The organism is Providencia sp. PROV114, assembly GCF_032704305.1.
Taxonomy (GTDB): Bacteria; Pseudomonadota; Gammaproteobacteria; order Enterobacterales; family Enterobacteriaceae; genus Providencia; species Providencia rettgeri.
Genome location: NZ_CP120528.1, coordinates 3,915,110 through 3,939,002, shown reverse-complemented (window position 1 = coordinate 3,939,002; position 23,893 = coordinate 3,915,110). Strand labels below are relative to the sequence as shown.

The 23,893-nt window shown below is 42.6% G+C and carries 23 protein-coding genes and 1 tRNA gene; 8 read left to right on the top strand and 16 right to left on the bottom strand.

Translation table 11 applies throughout. The features are described 5' to 3' along the window. Nucleotides 1-102: 102 nt before the first annotated feature. From pyrI to P3L37_RS17650, 3 genes are read right to left on the bottom strand one after another with little or no spacing between them, the layout of a single operon-like run. The gene (gene pyrI, locus P3L37_RS17660; RefSeq protein WP_004907509.1) at nt 103-567 is read right to left on the bottom strand and encodes an aspartate carbamoyltransferase regulatory subunit; all 465 of its coding nucleotides are present in this window, start codon (nt 565-567) and stop codon (nt 103-105) included. A gap of 13 nt (nt 568-580) precedes the next feature. Continuing rightward, on the bottom strand, nt 581-1,516 hold the full coding sequence (gene pyrB, locus P3L37_RS17655; RefSeq protein ID WP_004907510.1) for an aspartate carbamoyltransferase: 936 nt from the start codon (nt 1,514-1,516) through the stop codon (nt 581-583). Between the two features lie 34 nt (nt 1,517-1,550). Continuing rightward, nucleotides 1,551-1,682: a hypothetical protein gene (locus P3L37_RS17650; RefSeq protein ID WP_255456629.1), complete on the bottom strand. Its 132-nt coding sequence runs from the start codon at nt 1,680-1,682 to the stop codon at nt 1,551-1,553. A 276-nt stretch (nt 1,683-1,958) separates the two neighbouring features. On the opposite strand from P3L37_RS17650, the gene P3L37_RS17645 reads away from it, so the two are divergent. Further along, nucleotides 1,959-2,315: a hypothetical protein gene (locus P3L37_RS17645; protein ID WP_036958764.1), complete on the top strand. Its 357-nt coding sequence runs from the start codon at nt 1,959-1,961 to the stop codon at nt 2,313-2,315. A gap of 61 nt (nt 2,316-2,376) precedes the next feature. Here the strand turns inward: P3L37_RS17645 and phnV are convergent, their stop codons facing one another. From phnV to phnR, 5 genes are all read right to left on the bottom strand, one after another. After that, nucleotides 2,377-3,174, bottom strand: coding sequence for a 2-aminoethylphosphonate ABC transport system, membrane component PhnV (phnV, locus tag P3L37_RS17640; RefSeq protein ID WP_004907512.1), 798 nt, complete (start codon nt 3,172-3,174; stop codon nt 2,377-2,379). 2 nt (nt 3,175-3,176) lie between these two features. Beyond that, nucleotides 3,177-4,037 carry a 2-aminoethylphosphonate ABC transporter permease subunit gene (gene phnU, locus P3L37_RS17635; RefSeq protein ID WP_109912110.1) on the bottom strand — a complete coding sequence of 287 codons (861 nt, stop codon included), beginning with the start codon at nt 4,035-4,037 and terminating at the stop codon, nt 3,177-3,179. A gap of 1 nt (nt 4,038) precedes the next feature. Next, entirely contained in the window at nt 4,039-5,148 is a 1,110-nt protein-coding gene (gene phnT, locus P3L37_RS17630; protein WP_109912109.1) for a 2-aminoethylphosphonate ABC transport system ATP-binding subunit PhnT, read from the bottom strand. Nucleotides 5,149-5,154: 6 nt separating this feature from the next. Further along, a complete protein-coding gene (locus P3L37_RS17625; protein WP_004907517.1) occupies nt 5,155-6,168 on the bottom strand; it encodes a 2-aminoethylphosphonate ABC transporter substrate-binding protein in 1,014 nt (337 codons plus the stop codon). 127 nt (nt 6,169-6,295) lie between these two features. After that, nucleotides 6,296-7,015, bottom strand: coding sequence for a phosphonate utilization transcriptional regulator PhnR (gene phnR, locus P3L37_RS17620; protein WP_109912108.1), 720 nt, complete (start codon nt 7,013-7,015; stop codon nt 6,296-6,298). A 138-nt stretch (nt 7,016-7,153) separates the two neighbouring features. Between phnR and phnW the strand changes: the two genes are divergently transcribed. Then, on the top strand, nt 7,154-8,257 hold the full coding sequence (gene phnW / locus P3L37_RS17615) for a 2-aminoethylphosphonate--pyruvate transaminase (RefSeq protein WP_109912107.1): 1,104 nt from the start codon (nt 7,154-7,156) through the stop codon (nt 8,255-8,257). A 9-nt stretch (nt 8,258-8,266) separates the two neighbouring features. Next, nucleotides 8,267-9,076, top strand: coding sequence for a phosphonoacetaldehyde hydrolase (gene phnX / locus P3L37_RS17610; protein WP_004907521.1), 810 nt, complete (start codon nt 8,267-8,269; stop codon nt 9,074-9,076). Between the two features lie 45 nt (nt 9,077-9,121). Here the strand turns inward: phnX and argF are convergent, their stop codons facing one another. Then, nucleotides 9,122-10,147 carry an ornithine carbamoyltransferase gene (gene argF / locus P3L37_RS17605; protein ID WP_109912106.1) on the bottom strand — a complete coding sequence of 342 codons (1,026 nt, stop codon included), beginning with the start codon at nt 10,145-10,147 and terminating at the stop codon, nt 9,122-9,124. A gap of 169 nt (nt 10,148-10,316) precedes the next feature. Here argF and rraB point away from each other — a divergent pair, with 169 nt between their 5' ends. Continuing rightward, nucleotides 10,317-10,730, top strand: coding sequence for a ribonuclease E inhibitor RraB (gene rraB / locus P3L37_RS17600; protein ID WP_004907524.1), 414 nt, complete (start codon nt 10,317-10,319; stop codon nt 10,728-10,730). 68 nt (nt 10,731-10,798) lie between these two features. Here rraB and P3L37_RS17595 read toward each other — a convergent pair whose 3' ends face one another. From P3L37_RS17595 to pepA, 4 genes are all read right to left on the bottom strand, one after another. Then, entirely contained in the window at nt 10,799-11,302 is a 504-nt protein-coding gene (locus tag P3L37_RS17595) for a GNAT family N-acetyltransferase (protein ID WP_110731594.1), read from the bottom strand. 161 nt (nt 11,303-11,463) lie between these two features. Then, complete coding sequence (locus P3L37_RS17590) at nt 11,464-14,334, bottom strand: valine--tRNA ligase (RefSeq protein WP_196718329.1); 2,871 nt, start codon at nt 14,332-14,334, stop codon at nt 11,464-11,466. A 37-nt stretch (nt 14,335-14,371) separates the two neighbouring features. Beyond that, nucleotides 14,372-14,821, bottom strand: a complete 450-nt coding sequence (locus P3L37_RS17585; protein ID WP_110731595.1) for a DNA polymerase III subunit chi — start codon at nt 14,819-14,821, stop codon at nt 14,372-14,374. A 339-nt stretch (nt 14,822-15,160) separates the two neighbouring features. Continuing rightward, complete coding sequence (gene pepA / locus P3L37_RS17580; protein ID WP_004907531.1) at nt 15,161-16,672, bottom strand: leucyl aminopeptidase; 1,512 nt, start codon at nt 16,670-16,672, stop codon at nt 15,161-15,163. Between the two features lie 339 nt (nt 16,673-17,011). On the opposite strand from pepA, the gene lptF reads away from it, so the two are divergent. Both lptF and lptG read left to right on the top strand, forming a co-directional pair. Continuing rightward, nucleotides 17,012-18,109 (top strand): LPS export ABC transporter permease LptF, encoded by a 1,098-nt coding sequence (gene lptF / locus P3L37_RS17575; RefSeq protein ID WP_110731596.1) that lies wholly within the window; start codon nt 17,012-17,014, stop codon nt 18,107-18,109. Next, nucleotides 18,109-19,185 (top strand): LPS export ABC transporter permease LptG, encoded by a 1,077-nt coding sequence (gene lptG, locus P3L37_RS17570; protein WP_004907535.1) that lies wholly within the window; start codon nt 18,109-18,111, stop codon nt 19,183-19,185. The genes lptF and lptG overlap by 1 nt, the downstream gene beginning before the upstream one ends. Nucleotides 19,186-19,245: 60 nt before the next feature. On the opposite strand, the gene P3L37_RS17565 is transcribed toward lptG, so the two are convergent. The 3 genes from P3L37_RS17565 to ampH form a co-directional block, all read right to left on the bottom strand. Beyond that, entirely contained in the window at nt 19,246-19,743 is a 498-nt protein-coding gene (locus P3L37_RS17565; RefSeq protein WP_109912102.1) for a hypothetical protein, read from the bottom strand. A gap of 124 nt (nt 19,744-19,867) precedes the next feature. Next, nucleotides 19,868-20,311: a hypothetical protein gene (locus P3L37_RS17560; RefSeq protein WP_109912101.1), complete on the bottom strand. Its 444-nt coding sequence runs from the start codon at nt 20,309-20,311 to the stop codon at nt 19,868-19,870. 202 nt (nt 20,312-20,513) lie between these two features. After that, entirely contained in the window at nt 20,514-21,737 is a 1,224-nt protein-coding gene (ampH, locus tag P3L37_RS17555; RefSeq protein WP_109912100.1) for a D-alanyl-D-alanine-carboxypeptidase/endopeptidase AmpH, read from the bottom strand. A gap of 413 nt (nt 21,738-22,150) precedes the next feature. Here ampH and P3L37_RS17550 point away from each other — a divergent pair. Together P3L37_RS17550 and P3L37_RS17545 are read left to right on the top strand one after the other, a co-directional pair. Continuing rightward, a tRNA-Leu gene (locus P3L37_RS17550) sits at nt 22,151-22,235 on the top strand. 316 nt (nt 22,236-22,551) lie between these two features. Then, the gene (locus P3L37_RS17545; protein ID WP_272667483.1) at nt 22,552-23,817 is read left to right on the top strand and encodes a tyrosine-type recombinase/integrase; all 1,266 of its coding nucleotides are present in this window, start codon (nt 22,552-22,554) and stop codon (nt 23,815-23,817) included. Nucleotides 23,818-23,893 lie beyond the last annotated feature (76 nt).

Below are 23,893 nucleotides of genomic sequence, written 5' to 3'. Positions count from 1 at the left end.
TTTGTGGCTTGGTGTGACTTTGAGTATAACTTTATGGGGTATTAGGCGCTATTATAAACATGGATTGCACCTAGACAACACCGCAGTCTACGCAAAAACAACCTACTGGTTATTGATCACAGCGTCTCTATCGAACTCTTTTTCGCAGAATTTACACGTCAGTGCGACTTCTTTGCCGATTTTTTTCACTCGGAAACTGCTTGATACGGGCTCATTATGGCTAATACAGTTGCTATTTGGGCAAATTAACACATTGTCGATATACTGAGGCAGTGTGAGTTCAAGCTTTTCGACCACTTGGTAATCTTCAATGCGATTCACAGTGGCTTCAGGGGCATACATAGCTAATTGGTTAGCTTGCTCAGGAGTTAAAAAGGTATTTTCAATTTTGATAATATCTTTCTTGCCTAAGTTGCTTGAAGGTAAATTTAAACCAATGGTGATGCGCTCATCCGTTTTGGTCAGTTTGAACAGTTTGAGTAATTTGAAGCCAATTTGAGCAGGAATGTGGTCAATCACTGTACCGTGGCTGATTGCTTCAACTTGTAATTTATGGTCGTGTGTCATGATGATTTCCTCCTCAGATAGCCAATTCTTTATTTAAAACCAGTGATAGCAATGCTTGCCTTGCATAAATCCCATTGCCTGCTTGTTGAAAATAATAAGCATATGGGGTGCTATCTACATCAACCGCGATTTCATCAACTCGAGGTAATGGATGTAAGACTTTTAAATTCGGTTTTGCACAATGCAGGTCAGCGGCACTTAAAATAAATTGGGCTTTCACATTCGCGTATTCAGAAGGGTCGAGACGCTCTTTTTGTACGCGAGTCATATACAGAATGTCGAGTTCTGGCATCACTTCATCAATGTTATTGTGCAGGCTGTAGGTTGCGCCTTTTTCTTCTAAGATGTGCAGAATATGGTTTGGCATTGAAAGCGCTTCGGGAGCAATAAAGTAGAAGTGATTACCTTCAAATTTAGACAGTGCTTGTGTAAGAGAATGCACGGTTCTACCATATTTTAAGTCACCAACCATGGCAATTTGTAGGTTCTCTAAACGGCCTTGCGTTTCTTGGATAGTAAACAAGTCGAGTAATGTTTGCGTCGGATGCTGGTTCGAGCCATCGCCTGCATTAATGACAGGAATATGGCCTGCAAACTGGCTAGCGAGGCGAGCGGCACCTTCTTGCGGATGGCGCATGACGATAGCATCCACATATTGGCTGATAACAGAGATAGTATCGGCCAATGTTTCCCCTTTTTTACCGAGGGAGGTGTTGGTGCTGTCAGAAAAGCCAACAACAGAAGCGCCTAAACGGTGGATAGCTGTTTCAAATGACAAGCGCGTGCGTGTCGAGGCCTCAAAGAAACAGCTTGCGATAACTTTATGTTTTAGGAACTCGGGTTGTGGCTGCTTTTTTAATGAAGCAGCGACGTTAAGTACTAATTCAAGATCTGAACGGTCTAAATCATTAATCGAGATGATATCGCGGTGGTATAAAGGGTTCGGCATTGTTGTTCTCCTGTGTCAGCAAGACATATTAGGTCTATAGGCCAAAAAAAAGCCCCTCATTGAGGGGCTTTTTTATAAATAAGAAGGGGAAAAACAGGCTGTCCAGACCGCCAGAAGGCAGTGCAGTGGAGGTGTTCTCTGTAAAAAATAGAGCAGCAACGTTCATGGTTTCTCCCGGCAAATTGTGGCGCATTATACGCATCTGATTCCATGACGCAAGCGTTTGCATAAAGAAAAATACATTTTTTTTATTTTTGCGTTTTGGTGAATATTTGAACTAACTGAAAAATGGGAGAAATAGTATCTCTCAATAGGGAATGCGCTGAGTATTGGTGTTTTTTAAACCAAAATTAAATCACATGATTGAATATACAGTACATTTATTTACACTTATTTTATGTGCGAGTAAGATAATTTTTCTTTTTAATTAAATATGATCATTATGAAATCACGACTTTTTATTCTATTGGCATTCCTTCTCTCTGGCTGTTCATCTGTTTGGGTACCTGTTTCCGGCGGTTCAAAATTCACTCAAGCTGAGGCGAATGCAGTTTGTAAACCTGAAGCCCTTCATTTGTACCCAATCAAAAATGAAGTTGCGCAGCGCTCTGTTATGTCTTATGTCGAAAAAAAATGCAAAAAAGATGATGATTGTGGCAAAGACAAAACTTATAAAGAACAAACACCAGTTATGGAAAGCTATGTGATTGATGTCAATGAAGACACCCGTAATAATTATTACTTGGAATGCATGGTGTCTAAAGGCTGGACAAAAAAAGATAAGTATATGTGGGAATAGCATACAAGCAGCTAAATAGCCCAGTAGGCGCAGTTTACTTGGCTATTTAGCATGACAACGTTTATTTTTGCCCAAGTCTTTTCGCTACTTTCTCTAATTTCATCATTAGTAATAATGTAATCGAAACTAATACAATCGTTAGTGCCGAACCATCTGCAATATTGCCTCTATCGGTTAAACTGAAAATTGAAACAGGTAATGTCGCCCAGCCGGGGGGATATAACATCATCGTGGCGCCAAGTTCCCCTAAAGACAGTGAGAGGCTTAATGCCAGTGCTGAAATCATCCATGGCATCAAGAGTGGTAAGGTCACATGGCATAAACGATACCAAGGGGAAGCGCCTAAGCTAAAAGCTACGTTTTCTATATCGGGAGAAATACGTGCTAAGCCAGTGGAAACATTGCTAAAAGTAAAAGCCGAAATCAACACAAAATGGGCACTAAATACAATCCAAAAGGTGCCGTTCATCTGTAAATAGCCTTGGCTGAATGCCACAAGGATCCCAAGCCCGATAGAAACAGAAGGAATGGCACTGGGGAGGTAAAATGCAATACTCAGCCACTTTTGTATTTTCCCACTGTGTCTTCTTAATGCTAACGCAGCCCAAAGCCCACAAAACAGCGCAAATAGACTGGCACTAAAACCAACCACTAGGCTGGATAACATGGCGTCCCAAGCTGGCCCACTAAATGCGTTAACAAAATGTTCAAAAGTAAAGCCTGAAGGCAAAATGCCATTCCATTGGCGGCTGAAACTCGACATTAAAATCATCACTAAAGGCAGTAAAAACAATAAACTAAATAAGCTGATGGCAATGATAGTAGCAGTAACTCGTCCTTTTTTAGACCAAATCAACATAATTAATTCCTTACACCAAGACGAGTGGTTGCCATTCTGTAGAGAAAAAATAACCCGAGTGAAAGCAAGATGTTAATTAAGGCAATCATGCATGCTACGGCATAATCTGACTCTAATATTGCCTTGCTATAGACCATCATCGGTAAGGTATTGACGCCTTTCGCCCCGATAAACAGTACGATGCCAAATTCATTGGTGGTTAACAGCAGGCACAGGCTACCCCCTGCTAATAGAGCGGGAAGTGCTGCAGGGAAAATAACTTGCGCGATAACCCGTGCAGGATGTGCGCCTAAAATACTGGCGGCTTCTAATTGGCTCTTGTCGATTTGGCGCAGTGCCGCCATAAGGGGACGCATCACCAAAGGGGTAAAAACAGTAATTTCTGCTAAGATCACGCCATGAATTGAATAAAGGAACTCAACGGGCGGCAATTCGAAATCAAACAATGCCATCAAGGTGCCATTGAGTAGCCCTGCAGAACCATAAATGAAGGTAAAAGCGAGTGTAATCAAAAAGGTCGGTAGAGCAATAAAAGTATCAATCACTTGCGTGATAAAACGACTTCCCGGGAAAGGAATAAACACTAAGATCAGTGATAAGATACTACCTATCACAAGGCAACCTAAAGTGGCCAAAATGGCGATGTAGAGTGTGTTCCATAACCCATTAATAAAGCGCTTTGACTCAATAAGTTGCCAAAATGCGTCTAACCCCCATTTTCCCGCCTCATTTTGTAGTGCTTGTTGCGCTATCAACAATAAGGGATAAAAAAACAGCGTAGCTAACACCAGTAATGGCGGTAATATCCAATAAATGGGCTTTATTGTTATTGATGAACCTTTTGGCACGCTAATATGTGACATGTTATTCCTCAATTAAAACGGTATCTACTGGTGAAAACCATAAGGTGAGTTTATCGCCGATTTTAGGCGGTGAGGCCAAATGGGTGATGGCAACACTCACGGTTTCACCCGCAACATCACAAATTAAATGCGTTAAATCCCCCTGCCAACGAATAGACGTTAATGTGACTTGTAATTGATTGGTGGTATTGGCGTTTTGTACTAGCGTAATGTGTTGTGGGCGGATACACACCCATTTGTGGGTGCCAGCTCGCATACCTAATGTATGAGCTTCCAGCAATGTTCCACCACAACTGACATTTACTTTTCCGGGAGTTGTTGAAAAGCCAAGTGCTGTCGCGGCTAGAATATTGGCTCGGCCTAAAAACTCAGCTGCAAAACGGTTGGGGGGGCAGTGATATAAGGCATTTTTCTCACCATGTGCGACTAAATAGCCATCTTTCATAATGCCAATTTTATCACCAAGCGCGAGAGCTTCCGTTTGGTCATGGGTCACATAAAGAATGGTTAAATCAGGTAGTTCACGGTGTAACCGGGCGATTTCTTCAACCATATTATGGCGAATTTGCGCATCTAGCGCGGAAAGTGGTTCGTCGAGTAACAGAACACGAGGCCTTACGGCAATCGCTCTAGCAATCGCCACTCGCTGTTGCTGACCTCCTGAAAGTTGGTGAGGGTAGCGGGTTGCGTAATCCGTCATTCCGACGATTTTAAGGGCTTCAACGACTCGCTCATTAATGAGTGCTTTAGGTTGTTTTTGAGCTCGTAAGCCAAATGCCACATTTTCTTCCACTTTCATGTGGGGAAATAATGCGTAGTTTTGTACAACCATACCAAGTCCACGTTGGTAGGGGGGAAGGTGGGTGATATCCATATCACCTAATAAGATGCGCCCGCTATCAGGTTGAGCAAACCCGGCAATAGCACGTAATACAGTGGTTTTCCCCGATCCTGAAGGGCCGATTAAGACGAGTATTTCACCGGGGTCGATAGTGAGATCCAAGGGTTTCAATACCACATTGTTGTGGTAGGACACCCGCAAAGACTCGAGTTTGATCCCTGAGTGCTCGTTTTGCTGCATTGCAGTAGTGGCTTTTCGTTTCATCAACATCACAAGTTACTCACCATCAGTGACTTTTTGCCAACGTGAAATATCATCGGATAGGGAAACTTCAACTTCATTCCAATTAGGCTGCCAGGTTTTCACACCGTCTAACATTTGGACAGCAGTGTGGTATTGCTTATCAGATGGTGTGATATCTGAACGAACAGGCATTCCCCATGAAAGCTCACTGACTCGGCTTTGTGAGGGTTTATCTAAAAGGAAATTAATCAGCTTTTTGCCGTTTTCTGTTTCAGGGGCGTTGTTAACTAAGCCGATAACATAAGGTAAAACCAGTGCACTACGTTCCCCATTGGCATCTTTTGGCCAGAAAATTTGGACATTCGGGTTACGTGCCATTTGAGATAAATTCATTTGTAAGTCGCCATTAGCGACATACAGTTCCCCTTTATTGACAAGTGCGGTGAGTTTACCTGTGGAGGCCGATGGGCCAACGTTATTAGCCTGCAATTTACCGAGGTAATCAAACCCTGCATCTTTGCCATTAAAACTGTGGAAAACTTGTAACATCACTGCGGTGCCGTCCCCTGCTTGTCCCGGTGTTGAATATTGCAGTTTATTATTAAAGCGAGAATCGAGTAGGGAGTCCCAATTTTCAGGAGGAGACTTAAGCAGTTTAGCGTTATAGATAAAGGTCAGGTAATTATTGACTAACGGTGTGTAATAGTGATTGGAATTAGGAATATTTGCTGCATTTTCTGGCGTAAATTCAGCTAATAACTGGTTTTTTGCGGCACGTTGAATAAAGGGAGGAACAGTAATCAGCACATCGGCTTGTGGATTGGTACGCTCTTTAGCGAGCCTTTCAACTATCGCCCCTGAACCACTTTCGACATACTGTACTTTGATACCGGTTTGTTTGGTAAATGCTTCGAACTGATTTTTATACCAACTGTTGTTGCCATCGTGAAGCCCATCAGCGGAGTAAACAGTCACAACATCAGCAGCAAAAACAGAGGTAGAGCAAAGGGTTGCCATTAATAGGCCAGCTAAGTAGGTGCGTTTCATGGTTTTCTCCTGTTAAGGTAAAATGTATTCTGGTATATACCAGATGTTTTTTACGCTAACGGGTTTATATGACAGAAAGATGAAATGCAGATAAATAGCTAAAATTATTTTCTATAGGCAGAAATAATCACAAAGTATCGACTTCGATGCGCAAGCTATCATGACGCCAGTACTCAACATCATAATCTAAAATTCGGCCATGTTGGTCATAGTTTAAGCGCTGCAACAATAGGGCTGGGCGACCAACGGTAACCCCCAGTGCTTGTGCTGCTTGCGCCGGCATTGCTGTTGGGTAAAAAGACAAATGCATGCTGGTATAAATTAAATTGAAATGGGCTTCGTATACCTCCGTTAGGCTGCCATTGAGATCGTAACGTAGCAGCTCAGGAACGCGAGCAGGTAAGCAATGGTTTTCACAGTAACAAACAGGTCTGTCATCAGCAAAACGTAGGCGGGTGAGTAAATAAATTTGTTCAAACGATTGAAGTTTTAAGGGAGTCATCGCTTCGAGAGGAACGGGAATGACTTTTCCATTCAGTAAGACTGTCTTCGGTTGGCGACCTTGTTCAAGGCAAAGTTTATGGAAATTGGTATTTTGGGTTGGATCTAACCAGAGGCGCTCAGGTGTGACAAACCAACCGCGGCGTTCAGAGCGGTAAATGACTCCACTGGATTCTAACTGCGCCAAACTTTCGCGAATAGTGACGCGAGTAGTATTGAAAATGGCGCAAAGTTCGCGTTCAGAGGGGAGTTTATCCCCACATTTTAACGAACCATTTTGAATCCTTTCCTGTAGTTGGGCTTTGATAAGCAAGTATTGTGGGGTTTCATCCGCTGATAATTTCATGGTTATTTCCTATCATTGTTTCAATCATATTATACATAGTTATATGAATTTTTTGTTTCACGCACACTTTTCCTTTGACCTTTTGAGTCGCCTACGACCATTATAATGGCAATCTGGTATAGACCAAAGGTGAATTGAATGACAAACAATAATTATTTGCTATTAACACCAGGACCGCTCACGACATCTAAAACGGTGAAGGAAGCCATGTTGTTTGATAGCTGCACATGGGATGATGATTACAATTTAGGCGTTGTACAACATATTCGCCAACAATTAGTGGCACTGGCAACGGCCAACGCAGGGTATTCATCGGTACTACTTCAAGGAAGTGGAAGCTATGCGGTTGAAGCTGTTTTAGGTAGTGCTATCGGCGATAAAGAGAAAGTTTTGATTATCAGTAATGGCGCCTATGGTGCTCGAATGGCACAAATGGCCCAAGGCTTAGGTGTTGCCCATTGTGTTTATGATTGTGGTGAAGTGGCTTTGCCTGATCTGCAACGGGTCGAGCAGTTATTACAACAAGATAACCAAATCACTCATATTGCGATGGTACATTGTGAAACCACGACTGGGATTTTAAACCCGATAGAGAAAATCGCGAAGTTAGCGAAACAGTATCAAAAATGTTATATCGTGGATGCAATGAGCAGTTTTGGCGGGATCCCCATGGATGTTGCTGAGCTTAACATTGATTTTCTCATTAGTTCGGCAAATAAGTGTATTCAGGGAGTTCCGGGGTTTGCTTTTGTCATTGCTCGTGCTGATGCACTTGAGATCTGTAAAGGACGTTCCCGTTCATTATCGCTAGATTTGTATGCGCAGTGGCGCTGTATGGAAGATTTCCATGGTAAATGGCGTTTTACTTCTCCAACCCATACGGTATTAGCATTTGCCCAAGCACTTAAAGAGTTAGCTGAAGAAGGTGGCGTAGCCGCGCGTTTTCAACGTTATCGACAAAATCAACATAAGCTGGTGGTTGGTATGCGTCAATTGGGTTTTACCACATTGTTAGAAGATGGTCTCCATTCGCCGATTATCACCGCATTTTACTCACCAAATTCGCCTGATTACCAATTCAAGCAATTTTATCAAAATTTAAAATCACAAGGCTTTGTCATTTATCCGGGCAAGGTCTCGCAAAGTGATTGTTTCCGCATTGGAAACATTGGTGAAGTTTATGAAAAAGACATTGATGCCTTGTTGGTAGCAATAGAAAAAGCCATTTACTGGGAAAAATAAGGGAAAGAAATGAACCGTATTGAAGCTGTTATTCTTGATTGGGCGGGTACCACTGTTGATTTTGGTTCTTTTGCGCCTACTCAGATTTTCATTGAAGCATTTAAATCTGTGTTCGATATGGATATCACACTGGCTCAAGCGCGCATTCCTATGGGGCTAGGAAAATGGCAGCATATTGAAGCACTGGGTAAATTGCCTGAGGTAGACGCTTTATGGAACGCGAAGTTTGGCCGCTCAATGAGTAGTGAGGATATCGATAAAATCTATGCGGCCTTTATGCCATTGCAAATTGCTAAAGTGGTTGACTTTGCTGCGCCAATCGCTGGAGTTGTCGACACAATTGCTACATTACGCAGCCAAAACATTAAAATTGGTTCTTGTTCAGGTTACCCTCGTGCCGTGATGGAGAAGTTAGTTCCAGCAGCAAAGGTGTTGGGCTATCAACCTGACTACTGGGTCGCGAGCGATGATATTCCCGCGGGTGGGCGACCGGGGCCTTGGATGGCACTTCAGAACGTGATTAAGTTAGGTATCGGCTCCGTATCAGCTTGTATTAAAGTGGATGATGCTGTTCCTGGTATTGAAGAAGGACGTAATGCCGGGATGTGGAGTGTTGGTTTGTCTATCTCGGGTAATGAGTTTGGTAAAACATGGGAAGAGTATCAAGAGATGACTGTAGATACGGTTAACTCGTTAAAACAACAAGCCGCCGAGAAATTGTATGCTGCTGGTGCTCATTATGTGATTGATACGTTAGCGGATTTGCCATCGGTTATTGATTGTATCAATCAGCGTTTGGCGAAAGGTGAACGTCCATAATGATAGGTTACCCTCAACTCATTTTGTTGAGTTGAGGGTAGGAATTTAAAAAACATTAATAGGAAGTTCTGGCGCTAATGTCGCCACCATTACCGCTTTGATGGTATGTAAACGGTTTTCTGCTTGATCAAAGACAATACTGTAAGGAGATTCAAAGACTTCTTCCGTGACTTCTAACCCACCAAACATATTGAATTCTTTAGCAAGTTGCGCTCCCAATGTGGTGTCTTCATTATGGAATGCAGGTAAGCAGTGTAAGAACTTAACATTCGGGTTGCCAGTGAGCTTAATCACATCCATATTCACTTGGTATGGTTTTAATAAATTAATGCGCTGTGCCCATACTTCTTTGGCTTCTCCCATCGATACCCACACGTCGGTATAGATAAAATCGGCATCTTTAACACCTTCGGCGACATCTTCCGTGAGTGTGATTTTCGCACCCGTTTTTTGAGCCAGTGCTTGGCAAGTATTCACTAATTCTTCTTCTGGCCAGCAGCTTTTCGGCGCAACAAGGCGTAAATCTAAACCTGTAAGCGCAGCAGCTTCTAGCATCGAATTCCCCATGTTATTGCGTGCATCACCTAAATAGGCAAATTTAATTTCAGATAATGGTGTATTTGGTCGGTGCTCTTGAATGGTTAGCAGGTCGGCTAATAACTGTGTGGGATGGAATTCGTTAGTTAGTCCATTCCATACAGGCACTCCCGAGTGCGCGGCTAAGAGTTCTACTGTGTTTTGAGCGAATCCGCGGTATTGAATACCGTCATACATCCTGCCCAATACTCGAGCAGTATCTTTCATGGTTTCTTTGTGGCCGATTTGGCTACCAGAAGGCCCTAAATAAGTGACTCTAGCGCCTTGGTCAAATGCACCAACTTCAAATGCACAGCGTGTCCGCGTTGAATCTTTTTCAAAAATAAGCGCAAAGTTTTTACCTGAAAGGAGGGGCTGTTCTGTACCGGCTTTTTTTTCTGATTTTAGCCAAGAAGAGAGTTTTAAAAGTGAATGAATTTCGCTAGAAGTAAAATCTAGTAACCTTAGAAAAGGTTTATTATATAGGGGGTTCATAATTGGTAGCCTTTTTGTTTTGAATTAATATTCAATTTATATTCATAAAAATTCAAAATCAACCCCCAACGCAAAAGAAATTATCTTTAAATATATGGTTTCACTGTCAACCGTATGGGAGAATGGCGCAAAGAAAGACGAGCGACAAAGAAATAAAAGGGGTGTGGATATGGTAGATAAAGCTGAATTGGATGCGCAGTACGAAGAAACTCGCTTAATTATCGAAGAATTATTGGAAGATGGCAGCGATCCTGATGCATTGTATGCGATTGAGCATCATTTCTCTGCTGACAACTTTGCACTGTTAGAAAAAGCGGCTGTTGAAGCTTTTAAACTAGGCTATGAAGTCACAGATGCGGAAGAACTCGAAATTGAAACGGGTGAAACCCTGATGTGCTGCGATGTGATCAGTGAAAGTGCTTTAAATGCAGAGCTGATTGACGCACAAGTTGAACAATTAATGAAGCTGGCTGAGAAAATGGGCATCAACTATGATGGTTGGGGCACGTATTTTGAAGACCCAGACGCAGAATATGACGACGAAGACGGTGACGATATCGACCCTGAAGATCGCGTTCATTAATTATTAGTCGCATCATGCAACTGCATAAAAGGATAGCTAAAAACTATCCTTTTTCGTTTAGCGTAGAATTATAATGCCTTTAACATACGAATTTCACAGTCGCTATGGCCTGTATTTCCTAACGGTTCATCAATAAATTCAAACCCTAATTTTTCATATAACTTAATAGCCGCTTGGAGCTCTTTGGTTGTTTCTAGGTAGCAACGGGTGTAACCTTGCTGTTTAGCGAACTCCAGAGACATCAGTACGATTTGCTTCGCTAAGCCTTTGCCGCGTAGTACTGAAGATAAATACATTTTCTGTAATTCTGCTGTTTCGCTATCACCACCAGCAACTTGTGAAACACCGCCACCGCCAACAATTTTGCCATCCATTTCAACTACCCAGTAAGCACTGCGCGGTTTGCTATACACCTCAAATAAGGTATCTAAAATAGGGTCAGCAACGGCAAAGCCTTTGTCCGCAGTTAAGCCATGTTCAGCGGAAACTTCGCGAATAACGGCGGCGATCCCAGGGTTGTCTTGAGGTTGAATTAAACGAACTTTAACGGTTTGGTTTGTGTCTGTTGTCATGGGAACATCTCTTTTATTTGTATTAATTATATTTTTCATTGCGGCATTGGTAGTCGCAATATGTATGATATTGGCACATTTTTAATATTTTCAATGCCCTAATACAAAAAAGCCCTGACTCATCAACGACGAGTCAGGGACAGATACTTAAAGCTTAATGATTACAAAGAGGCAATCGTCACTTTTTGTGCTTCAATTTTAGCTTTTGCTTCAATATTGGCAGTTAAGCGTTCACGCTCTTTTTCAACAACGGCAGCAGGCGCACGGCTCACAAAACCTTCGTTTGCCAGTTTGTTTTCAATGGTTTCGATTTCTTTCACCACTTTTTCCAGCTCTTTATCTAAACGAGCCAGTTCCGCGTCTTTATCGACTAAGCCAGCCATTGGGATAAGGAGCTCTGCACCGCCAACCAGTTTGGTGACAGAAACCGGTGCTTCTTCGCCTTCAGATAGCACGCGGATGCTTTCTAAACGCGCCATCGATTTGATAAAGCTTTGGTTTTCTTCGATACGGCGTTTTGCATCAGCAGAAGCACCACGCAGCATCACATCGAGCGGTTTACCTGGTGAAATATTCATTTCTGCACGAATGTTACGAACGGCAATAATCGCTTCTTTGATCCACTCAAGGTCACTCAGCGCAAGTTCATCGACTTTAGCGGCATCGAACTCAGGGAACGCTTGCAACATAATGGTATCAGCGTCAATACCTTTAACGACTTTCACTCGTTGCCAGATAGTCTCAGTGATAAATGGAATGATTGGGTGAGCAAGGCGCAATAAGCCTTCAAGCACTTCGATCAGGGTGAAACGCGCTGCACGAACTTGCGCTTCATTACCTTTATGAACTGCAGGTTTAGACAGCTCTAAGTACCAGTCACAGAATTCATTCCATGTGAAATCATACAAAATACCCGCTGCGATATCGTAACGGTGAGTATCTAACGCTTCACGGTAAGCTTTTACAGTCTGATTAAATTGCGCCATGATCCAGCGGTCAGCCAATGAGAAGCTCATTTCACCGCCGTTTTGGCCGCAATCTTGGCCTTCGGTATTCATCAATACGAAGCGGCTCGCATTCCATAATTTATTACAGAAGTTACGGTAACCGGATAGACGTTTCATATCCCAGTTGATATCACGACCTGTTGAAGCTAATGCGGCTAAAGTAAAGCGTAGGGCGTCAGTACCGTGGGCTTCAATGCCTTCTGGATATTCTTTACGAGTACGTTTAGCAATTTTTTCAGCCAATTGCGGCTGCATCATGTTGCCAGTGCGTTTTTCAAGTAAGTCTTCTAAAGAAATACCGTCAATCATATCCAGTGGGTCAATAACGTTCCCTTTGGATTTCGACATTTTTTGGCCTTCTTCATCACGGATCAAGCCTGTCATGTAAACGGTTTTAAATGGTACTTGTGGTTCACCGTTTTCATCTTTGATGAAATGCATGGTCATCATGATCATACGGGCGATCCAGAAGAAAATAATATCGAAGCCACTGACCAATACATCTGTTGGATGGAAGGTTTTCAGTGCATCGGTATTTTCTGGCCAGCCGAGAGTCGAGAATGTCCACAGACCGGAAGAGAACCACGTATCCAGTACGTCATCATCTTGACGCAGAGCGATATCTGCACCTAAGTTGTTTTCACGACGGACTTCGTCTTCATCACGACCCACATAGACATTGCCTTTTTCGTCATACCATGCAGGAATGCGGTGACCCCACCAAAGTTGGCGAGAAATACACCAGTCTTGAATATCACGCATCCAAGAGAAATACATGTTTTCGTACTGACGAGGAACGAACTGAATACGGCCATCTTCAACGGCTTTAATGGCATCACGAGCTAAAGGCTCGGTACGTACGTACCATTGGTCGGTTAGCATAGGTTCAATAACCACGCCACCACGGTCACCGTAAGGCACTGTTAAGTCATGCGGTTTTACTTCAACCAGCAGGCCAAGTTGTTCGAACTCTGCCACGATAGCTTTACGAGCCGCGAAACGTTCCATCCCACGATACGCTTCTGGCATTTCGCAACTATAAGCCGTAGATGGGTTACCGTTGGTATCGAAAACCTCTGCTTCGTTACGAACGTTACCGTCTAAGTCCATCATGTTAATCATCGTTAACTGATGGCGTTTACCGACTTCATAGTCATTAAAGTCATGAGCTGGCGTGATTTTCACGCAACCAGTGCCTTTTTCCATGTCGGCGTGTTCATCACCCACAATTGGGATACGGCGGTTAACGATTGGCAGAATAATTTCTTTGCCAATTAAATCTTTATAGCGTGGATCTTCAGGGTTAACTGCAACACCAGTGTCCCCTAGCATGGTTTCAGGACGAGTGGTCGCGACCACTAAGTAGTCTTTGCCTTCAGCGGTTTTTGCACCGTCAGCCAGTGGGTAGCGCAGGTGCCACATAGAACCTTTAACTTCACGGTTTTCAACTTCTAAGTCAGAAATTGCCGTGTGCAGTTTCGGGTCCCAGTTGACTAAGCGTTTGCCACGATAAATTAAGTTTTCTTTATAGAGACGAACGAATGCTTCTTTAACAGCTTTAGATAAGCCTTCATCCATGGTAAAACGCTCGCGATCCCAATCAACAGAGTCGCCTAAACGGCGCATTTGTTGTGAAATTGTACCGCCAGATTCCGCTTTCCATTCCCAGATTTTGTCAATGAACGCATCGCGGCCGTAGTCGTGACGGTTTTTACCTTCTTCGGCTGCAATTTTTCGCTCAACGACCATCTGAGTTGCAATACCCGCATGGTCTGTTCCCGTTTGCCATAAGGTATTTTTACCTTGCATACGCTGGTAGCGGATCATGGTATCCATGATAGTTTGCTGGAAGGCATGCCCCATGTGCAGGCTACCAGTGACGTTCGGTGGCGGAATGACGACACAGAAGCTGTCTTGGGTGGTATCCCCATTAGGTTTAAAATAACCGCTTTTCTCCCAGTGAGCATACAGTGACTGCTCAATCTCTGCGGGGTTATATGTTTTATCGAGCGAGGGCTCATTCATTGGGCTATCTGGTTTCTTTTCCATTATCTTTTTGTATTCAGTAAGTTGGCGGCGTCGCCATAGTCAAATTGAAGCCGACGCTACGGTACGTTTTATACCGTTCACGCGCCAACTGTTTTAAAGTTTCATCAATAGGTACGAAGTCTATCACTTCATGGAAAGCCGTGGCAAAATCTGCGAACTGATTTTGTAAATTAATCAGTATATCGCGAGGTGTTGTGCCTCTTTTGGCCGGCCAGCAAATTTCAATCGGTGCACCATAACGCGGGCCTTCCCCTGCCAAATTATGCGGGACAAACTGGTGTGGATCACGCTGCCAAAGGGCCTCATCAATCTTTTCTGCTTGTAGCTGTGTTTCGCAAGCAACCAAAACACGCTTTCCACTGCGCCACATCTGAGCGGCAAGCTCACAAGCTAACCATTCATGGGCTTCAAGTTCAGAATGTGGTGATGTCTGTTCTAGTTGGTAAAATGTACCTTTTTTCATATACCCGTCATACTTCAATTTGTAGGGGTGTTGGCTACGCGCTTTCGCCTTAGTCACATACTTTTGTATGCTCCCAAGGCCTCAATTGCTTGCCGCCTACCTACAAACTGAATTATTTAGGGTATAGCGTAAATTGCCATACTTCAATTTGTAGGGGTGTTGGTTAAGTTTTTTGGTGGCATAGCTCAAAATTATTTCTATGTTGAATTATAACCTTTTTTATTGCTGCCTCAAAATGGCTTCTATGTGTATCGAAAAGCCAAAAATAATATCCCGAATCGCATAAGTGCTCATCGGGATATTTTTACGAGTGATGTACAGCTAAAATGCTAAATCGGGTTATTCATCACCATTAAGGCCTGCACGGTTCAACAAGAACTGCGCTAGCATGGAAACAGGGCGGCCAGTGGCCCCTTTCGCTGCACCTGAACGCCAAGCAGTTCCTGCGATATCAAGGTGTGCCCAGTTATATTTCGTCGCAAAGCGAGACAAGAAACAACCTGCGGTGATAGCACCCGCTGGACGTCCACCGGTATTGGCTAAATCAGCAAAATTTGGTGTGATTTGGTCAAAATATTCATCTGCTAATGGTAAACGCCATGCACGGTCGCCTGCTTGCTCAGAAGCATTTAATAGCTCGTGAGCCAGTGGATTATGGTTTGACATCAACCCAGTGTAATGGCTACCTAATGCAATCACACAAGCCCCTGTTAAGGTGGCTATATCGATAACCAGCTCTGGCTCAAAACGCTCAACATAGGTGAGTGCATCACACAGAACTAAACGGCCTTCGGCATCGGTATTGAGGACTTCAACGGTTTGCCCAGACATGGTAGTAAGGATATCACCTGGGCGATAAGCACGGCCACCAGGCATGTTTTCACAGCCAGCAAGAACCCCAATCACATTAATTGGCAATTGCAATTCAGTGATAAAGCGCATGACGCCATATACACTTGCAGCACCGCACATATCGTATTTCATTTCATCCATGCCTTCGGATGGTTTAATTGAAATACCGCCGGAGTCAAAGGTTAGGCCTTTACCAAGTAAAACGATAGGTTTGCTTTCTGGGTCTGGACTGCCTTTATATTCCATGATGGACATTAGCGATTCATTTTGTGAACCTTGACCGACCGCTAGATAGGCATTCATTCCAAGTTCTTTCATTTGCTCCTCACCAATCACTCGAGTGGTGAGTTTACTGTCTGAAATATCAGCTAATTGACGAGCTTGAGATGCTAAATAACCTGCATTACAGATGTTTGGCGGCATATTGCTTAAATCTTTCGCCGCTTTAACACCTGAAGCAATCGCTAAGCCGTGGGAAATAGCACGTTCACCACTAGTTAATTCACGGCGAGTTGGCACGTTGAAAACCAGTTTGCGTAGCGGACGGCGATGCTCTGTCTTATTACTTTTCAGTTGATCAAATACATACAGCGACTCTTTGGCTGTTTCGACGGCTTGGCGCACTTTCCAGTAATTATTGCGACCTTTGACGTGTAATTCAGTTAAGAAACAGACGGCTTCCATTGAGCCAGTTTCATTCAGTGTGCTGATGGTTTTCTGAATAATTTGTTTAAATTGGCGCTCATCTAATTCGCGTTCTTTACCACAACCGATAAGCAGAATGCGTTCAGACAGAACGTTGGGTACATGATGGAGTAGCAGGGATTGCCCTACTTTACCCTCAAGTTCGCCGCGGCGCAGCAGGGCGCTGATATATCCGTCACTTATTTTGTCCAGCTGTTCAGCAATTGGGGACAGACGGCGTGGTTCAAAGACTCCGACAACAATGCATGCGCTGCGCTGTTTTTCCGGGCTACCACTTTTTACACTAAACTCCATGCGTTCTCCTGAATCTTAAAGACAAAGGCCGATGCTCCCGCTAAAATTAGCGTTTCGCATGATCTACCTCATAGAGAATGAACTCTTTATGTTAAACTAACCATCTATACGCGAAATAGCTCACATTGTATGCTGTTAATCGCGATACACCATGAAGTATGGCGGGTATATCTGGTTTCTCGAATATTAAGCATGTTCTGATATTTCAATCAGTATAGATAATGCTTTTATATCATTCTAGCCATACAATAAACTAGAGTATATGTTAGTAAATGGCAGACATCGAACGAACTTAGCCATTTTCTTCCCAAAAGACAAGTTTTCACAGGCGTAATAAGCGTGATCATTATTAGATATTTGGTACGGGAAACCCTGAAAAGTCAGTTAGCCATACTTTTTGTATTGATGCTAATCTTTTTTAGTCAGAAGTCGATAGATATTCTTGGCGCTGCGGTTCAGGGCAATATTCCTTCAAACTTAGTACTTCCTTTGCTGGGGTTAGGTGTGCCTGAAATGGCTCAGCTTATCTTACCTTTGAGCCTATTTCTTGGGCTTTTGATGACCTACAGTAAACTTTATACTGAAAGTGAAATCACGGTAATGCATGCCTGCGGTTTAGGTAAAAGTGTTTTAGTGAAAGCTGCGTTAGTCCTTGCAGTCATTACCGCTATGGTCGCGATTGCTAATATTACGTGGATGTTGCCGTGGTCATCTCAATATCAAGAGCAGGTATTGGCTGATGCGAAAGCCAATCCCGGGTTAGCTGCAATGGTGGAAGGGCAGTTTAAAACCACTAAAGATGGCAACTATGTGCTGTACATCGGTGATGTAAAAGGTAACAACTTCAAGAATGTGTTTCTTGCACAGCTACGCGCCGCTAATGAACAACGACCTTCTGTTGTGGTTGCGGACAGCGGCTATATGAAAGAAGATCCTGATGGTCGACAAGTCGTTGTTTTAAATGAGGGTACTCGTTATGAAGGAACCGCGTTACTGCGTGATTTTCGCATAACTGACTTTGTTAATTACCAAGCCATTGTTGATCACCAAACTGCAGAAACGCGTAGTGACCGAGTCGAGCAAAAAAATATGCTGCAACTGTGGTCTGAAAATACGCCTGAGGTGAACGCTGAGTTTCATTGGCGTTTAACCATTGTTTTCTCCGTTGTCGTCATGGCTTTGATGGTTGTGCCGTTAAGCGAGGTTAACCCACGTCAGGGGCGGGTACTCAGTATGCTTCCTGCAATGTTGCTGTACCTCATTTTCTTTTTATTACAAAGTACATTGCGTAACAGTGCTGATAAGGGCGACCTTGACCCAAGGTATACCATGTGGGCGGTGAATGTGGGGTATTTGGTATTAGCGATAGTCCTAAATGCGTGGAATACCGTCCCAATGCGCCGTATACGTCTTAAATTGAGTAAAGGGGTTGCCTGATGTTTGGTGTTTTAGATAGGTATATCGGTCGAACCATCTTAAATTCGATTTTAGTGACGTTATTTTTGCTCGTTTCCCTAGCTGGGATCATTAAATTTGTTGAGCAGCTTCGCAAAGTGGGCGATGGCGACTATACGGCATTGAGTGCAGGTGTATTCACCTTATTAACTGTTCCAAAAGATATTGATATTTTCTTTCCAATGGCGGCGTTGTTAGGTGCGCTCATGGGGTTAGGGGCACTGGCCTCACGTAGTGAGCTAGTCGTTATGCAAGCTTCTGGTTTTACTCGCTTGCAAATCGCATTATCGGTGATGAAAACGGCGGTTCCATTGGTCATTGTCGCCATGTTTATCGGTGAGTGGATCGCACCAGCGGGAGAGCAGTGGGCAAGAAATTATCGCGCAGAAAAAATCGTGGGTAATTCATTAGTTGTGACAGATGAAGGTATGTGGGCAAAAGATGCCAACGATTTTATCCATATTCAGCGGATTAATAATGCGACATCGATTCAAGATGTGTCGGTGTATCGTTTTGATGACCAACGTAAATTGAAGTCAGTGATGTTTGCTGCGAATGGCGAGTATGACTCGACAAATCAGCTTTGGGTATTATCTCAAGTGGACGAGTCAATTCTAAGTAGTGAGAAAAAAATTACAGGTTCACAGCGATTAACGGTTGATTGGAAAACCAATCTCACCCCAGAAAAACTAGGAATAGTTTCACTGAATGCTGACTCGCTTTCCATCCGTGGCCTATATCAATATGTCTCGTACTTAAAAGAAAGTGGCCAAGTTGCCGCGGTTTATGAGCTCAGTATGTGGAAAAAAATACTGGCGCCATTATCCGCAGCCGTCATGATGTTAATGGCAGTTTCATTTATTTTTGGGCCGCTGCGTACCGTTCCGATGGGTGTTCGTGTTATTTCAGGTATTGTGGGTGGGTTCTTGTTTTACGTACTCAACCAAGGGTTTGGTAACTGGAGCCTAGTTTATTCGGTACCACCCATTGTTGCAGCAATTTTGCCGAGCTTACTATTTTTAATTGTTAGTATCGTACTATTAGTAAAACGAAAATAACGTTTTATAGGTCATTAAAGGCTGTGTATCTTTGGGTATCACAGCCTTTTTCTTTTCTCGTCATTTACTGAGTAATAAATTCCCTAATTTGCTGATAATTCTTAATAGTTTGTTTTGAGGACGGAATAAAGCTTGTTGTTGTCTATTATCTGCAGATGTACTGATATATTCGCCTTTGATCCCAACAACATTAAATCGACTTTTATTAGCTAACTGTTGAGCATAAGAAAAAATACCGCCATTCGCCGTATATGATTGTCGAACAAGATAAGCTTTTTTCCATTCTTGCTTTGTGAATGCAGTTTGTGCTTCTTTTCGTGCTTCTCTGACAAGTTTTTTATATTCAGGTGTTTGTTCTAATTTCTTTTGATTGTTTTTTAAGGGATGAGAATTGAGTGATTCAAGACCGATTTCTACTGATGTCGGTTTTTGCGGGGCAGGGAATATGTTTTGGTGGTTATAGATTCTTCTAAGTTGGAGAGCTAACTCAGAAACTTTGCCCTGCTTAATGGTACAGGGCCGTGTTATATGATGTAAAAAAAATGGAGAAATACGCATTTTAATTCCTATTCACAAAGTAGAAGAGGGATTAAGATTAGCCTTGAATTAGCTTATAGCATTGCATAAAACGATAATAAACTTAAGAAATAGCTTGAATAATAGCGGATTAGTACTGTTATTATTAACCAGCTATTGCATAACCTAATGCACTGATAAAGGCTACTATCCTTGTTTGCGGTTGAAATAACTTTTTTCTGGCACCTGGGATATTACTTTGGTCATCAATAGCTAAAATATTTTGGCGACTCCGGTTTGCTAATTGCTGAGCAAGTGAAAAAATTCCACCTTTCATACTATTTTGTCGTTTAAATTTAAAAGCAGCTTGGCACTTTTCCCGATATATTCGTCTTTCTTCTTGTCGGCAAGCTTTGATAGCTTGTAATTCTGTGCCTTCGAAATACTTGTAGGGATATTGAATAGCAATAGACCTATTTTCTACATACTCTGGTTTTTTAGTACAATGGTCTTTAATACTATTTAAAACTTCTATCAATTCAAATTGGCTAATTTTGGGGTATTGTGTAGCCTGACAACTTGATGTTATCGCGTGGTTTTTTGTTCTCATTTTAGCTCCGCATGTGTTAATGGAAGACTAAAAGATTATCGGTAATCTGAATGAATTGATTTTAAAAATGGATAGTAAAATTATCAAAAACAGCCTGAATTTATCAGGCTGTTGTCGCAATTAATGAGATAACACGGGTAAATCCACGTTTTAGGGTCGGGGTGTAACTCGCCATTGTTTGTAACACTTCGGCGGTACTCCTTCAATGTTTCCCATACGCATGGTTAGTAGATAATGAGGCGACTAGTTCATTAACACCAATCGTTAATTTACTGAATTTACTGTTATCTTTGCGGGTCATTACCACAAATACCCCAATATTTTGCTGTGGGATCATCGCCATATAGGTGTTAAACCCGCCACCGCCACCTGTTTTTTGGTAAATACCAGGAATGCCATTTTTCGGTTTCATATACACCCACCCAAGGCCTAATCCATCAGCATGGCCTGCAACATCCATCCCTTTAATTTCTAAAAGTTTTTCACGGGGAAAATAGATGCCTTGTTCACGGGCTGCGGTGACTTTTCTTAGGTTACTGTCTGTCGATAAAAATTGCTGCATCCATTTTTGCATATCTGCAGGGGTGGAATACACACCACCACTTCCTGCTGCTGCAAGAGTGTTATGGCAAGGGCTGGGTTTCGTTCCTTCCATTAACCGCGTGCATTGTGCATTATTGGGGGTGTAAGTGGTATTCGTCATTTTGGCGGGAGAAGTAACATAGTGGTTAAATAGCTGAGGGTAAGAGACTCCTGAAGCTTTAACCATCGCATCTGCCAATAAGTCATACGCTAAGTTGGAATAAGAAGCTTCTGTTCCCGGTGTTGCATCTAACTTACCTGTTTTTAGCCAGGTCCAGCGGTTATCTTGAGTTGGCCAAATAAAAACAGGACGTCCCCATTTCCCACCGGGTTGTTCGCGAGGTAAGCCACTGGTATGGCTTGCTAAGTGATATAAGCGAATAGGTTGCCCGCTGGCATTATCAGGAACAGTAACGCCATGGTAAGCGTATTGTTGTAATGGGTCCGTAATTAGTAGTTTCTTATCTTGTTCAAGCTTAATTAATATTTCGCTTGTCATTAATTTTGTAATTGATGCAATGCGAATTAATGAGTTTGGACCAGGTTTTTTACCATTACCCGGTGCGGTTTCACCATAATAACGCGATAACGCCTGATTATTATCGATAACAATGATAGCCATGCCCCGTGCATTGCTTTCATTAAAAATGCGATTAGCGTATAAATCGACAATCTTAGCGACGCGCTCGTAAGTCCTTCTATCTCCCTCAAAAACTTGCCAGTCAGAGGATTCAATATCATTACTTTGCAAAAACTTTGGTGCTTTTTCTGTCTTACTTGAACATGCCATTAACACTAAGGATAATGCAGATACAGACAGAACTTTTAGAAATGATTTCTTCATGTTGGAAGCCAGCCGATATGATTGTTTGCAAATGGCCTTTCAGCCATATTATTTTTTCTTCGCGAAAATCTTCATTACCACACCAATTAAGATGCCAATAAAGATACCTGTTGCTATCCACCCAACAAAACCCATGATTAAACCTTAAATATTGACATTAGATTGCAGATAAACTAACAAAAATAATGACCTGCCGCCAGTCACAGAGCCTCGTGATAAGAAAAATAATTTGGGAGAAGTTAACATACTCATTAATAGATATATAAACAAAAGAAGCTTTCCTTGTGATTTTATAAGATCTAAGGAATATGCTTTTTTTTTAATCGAACAAACCGTATCTTCACGAATAAGTGTTGCCAGTAGGCACAAGGCAAGTATAATGGCAGCGTTTTCCAAGAAACACATCACTTCGTGCCGGAGTGGCGGAATTGGTAGACGCAGTTGATTCAAAATCAACCGCCTTCGGGTGTGCCGGTTCGAGTCCGGCCTTCGGCACCATAAGAACATCAAGAGACGTCAACTGACGTCTTTTTTTGTATCTAAAATCCAGTATTTGCAAGGCTTCCCCCGCGTTTTCAGTCAATGTATGTCAACTTAACTCAACCCACATCAACCTCCGAGTGAGTATATAACTGAGTATATCTTCGCTTCGATAATGTTTGTATACTCATTATATCTCGAATTACCAATGCTAAAGCAATGCAGGCGCAGTCTTTGGCGTAGATACTTAGTTGTTTATGTAACTCGAAATCATCGACTGTAATCTGAGATATCTCGTTTATATACTCACTCTGGGGTGAAGAGGATAAAGAATATGGCATTAACCGATACAAAAGTTCGTGCAGCTAAACCTGAAGATAAAGCTTATACACTGACAGACAGTGATGGCTTGTTTCTTTATATTCACCCCAATGGTTCTAAATATTGGCGTTTCCGTTTTCGCTTTGGCGGTAAACAACACTTGATGGCTTTTGGTGTATACCCTGAAATTTCTTTAGCGGATGCAAGAGAAAGAAGGGATGCTGCCAGAAAGCAAGTCGCTTTAGGTATCGATCCTCGCGAGCTCAAGAAAGAATTAAAGGAAGAACAGCAAAAGGAATTTAACACCTTTGAGAAGGTAGCTCGTGATTGGCACGCGACCAATAAAAAGTGGTCAGAAGGGCATAGCCATCGAGTCCTTAAAAGCCTTGAGGACAATATCTTTGCTGCTATTGGTAAACGCAATATTGCCGAACTAAACACTCGTGATTTCCTTGAACCGATTAAAGCCGTAGAGATGTCTGGACGTCTTGAGGTTGCAGCACGTTTACAACAACGTGTGACAGCCATAATGCGTTATGCCGTACAAAGCGGTTTAATCGACTATAACCCAGCGCAAGACATGGCGGGTGCAGTTGCGACAGGTAAACGAGTCCACAGAGCCGCTTTAGAGCTTAAACGTCTACCCGAGTTCTTACAACGTATCGATGATTATAAGGGAAGACCTTTAACTAAACTTGCTGTCAAACTTACCTTGTTAGTTTTTATTCGTTCCAGTGAATTGCGCTTTGCTCGCTGGGATGAAATCGATTTTGATAATGCCATGTGGACGATCCCTGCTGAACGCGAAGCGATAGAAGGGGTTAAGCACTCTCATCGTGGATCAAAAATGCGTACTCCTCACTTAGTCCCTTTAAGCCGACAAGCCATTGAGATCTTAAAACAGATCTATCAATTCAGTGGCAACCACGAACTGATCTTTATCGGCGATCACAATCCTAGAAAACCAATGAGTGAAAACACGGTTAACAACGCGTTACGTGTGATGGGCTATGACACTAAGACGGAAGTCTGTGGACATGGTTTCAGAACGATGGCTTGTAGCTCGTTGATTGAGTCAGGGCTATGGTCGAAGGATGCAGTAGAAAGGCAAATGAGCCACCAAGAACGCAATTCAGTAAGAGCTGCTTATATTCATAAGGCTGAGCATATTGAGGAAAGACGACTGATGGTGCAATGGTGGGCTGATTATCTGGATGCGAATAGGGAAAGGGATATTTCGCCGTTTAGTTTTGCTAAATTAGGCAATGAGATAGTGTGAGGCTTGCAGATACAGTTTTGCATACCTTGCTATATACTCATCAAAAGCTGGTTAGTCAAGAAAGCGATTTAATTGC